At 39.2% G+C, this 1,208-nt stretch carries 1 protein-coding gene and 1 pseudogene; both read left to right on the forward strand.

Annotation, left to right across the window (positions count from 1 at the left end; all coding sequences use genetic code 11):
- Positions 1 to 124, forward strand: a pseudogene (locus O9295_RS19145) (IS630-like element ISMae25 family transposase); the annotation flags it as partial.
- 878 nt (positions 125 to 1,002) lie between these two features.
- On the forward strand, positions 1,003 to 1,158 hold the full coding sequence (locus tag O9295_RS19150; protein WP_288034570.1) for a hypothetical protein: 156 nt from the start codon (positions 1,003 to 1,005) through the stop codon (positions 1,156 to 1,158).
- The last annotated feature ends 50 nt before the right edge of the window (positions 1,159 to 1,208 follow it).

A 1,208-nucleotide genomic window follows, 5' to 3' on the forward strand; every position in this document is an offset into this window, starting at 1 on the left:
ACGTAATCAGACTGCATCTACAGTAATATGGACGTTTACGACCAGCGATGCTAGGGTCAAGCTGAAACATCTTTATCCTGTGTTTGAGGAGGAGGAATCGGGAGAATCTATTGCACCAAATTAGCTGAAACAGTCCACTACTGGATTGTTTCAGTTAATTTGGTGTATTAGAAAAATGCTATAAATTCTATAATTTAAGACTTTAAGCCGAAATCTATTGCCCTATTTTAGCTGAAACAGTCCACTGCGTTTAATTTTCCAACCTATGCTTTTTAATGCTTTTAAAACTTGTTTGGCTTTCGTTGCTGACCATTGACTCATAGAGCAACAAATGATAAATTTAGGTGATTTTCTGGAAGTTCTCCCTGTTCAAGTTGATAGTTGAATCGGCTCTCTTATTCTTTGTGTGATCAGTTTAACTTACTATAGAAGCGATCAATCTTTGTGTCCTCTGTGTCTCTGTGCTTCCTTCCACCCGCTTGCCAGCAGGACTGTATCTTAGAATACATACCCACCAAACCTAAGAGAGCCTGCTGTCTTGATTATATTAGATTTTATAGCCGCTCTTGTCGGTTGGATTGACCTAAGGAAACCCAACACACAATTAGATAGGGTTTGCCGAAAAAGCTTTTCGTGGGGGCAGGGTGTGGGGTGTGGGGTGTGGGGTGTGGGGTGTGGGGTTTTACCAGTTTTGAGGTGGTCAACTACCTAATTTTCAGGGAAAAAGTACCTGAATTTTCCCCCGATCCCCGCAATGGCTGGCACTTTTTGAGGGGAAAAAAGTCCAAAAGTCTTATCCAACAAGGTTTTTAGATTTATTCAGCAGACCTTAAATAAGCTCTCCTGATGACTGATAGAGAAAAGGTATGTCACCGCAGTAACACACCTTTATTATTGTTGGGTTTCGTTGTTTCAATCCAATCGAGAAGAAGATGCGATCGCTTATCACAAAAATTGCTATCATAGAAACTATTGATATTCAATGATTTAGGGGTAATCATAATGACACAGTTAACTGAAGAACGAAAACAAGAGATTATTGCTGAAGTTTTAGCAGCGAGAGCAAACCGTGAACAATTTCTATTAGAGATGAAACAACGGCAACAAGCAGGGTTAAAAATTGCTCAAAAATGTGCTAGTCTCCTTAAAGAGAAGTAGGGAGTCACGAAAGTTGTTTTATTTGGTTCATTGTTAAATTATGAAGAAAT

It is taken from the genome of Microcystis sp. LE18-22.4A (assembly GCF_027531105.1).
Lineage (GTDB): Bacteria > Cyanobacteriota > Cyanobacteriia > Cyanobacteriales > Microcystaceae > Microcystis > Microcystis aeruginosa.

Excerpts from the sequence above, each read along its gene's own strand:
- O9295_RS19150 (WP_288034570.1), top strand. The coding sequence starts at position 1,003 with ATGACACAGTTAACTGAAGAACGAAAACAAGAGATTATTGCTGAAGTT.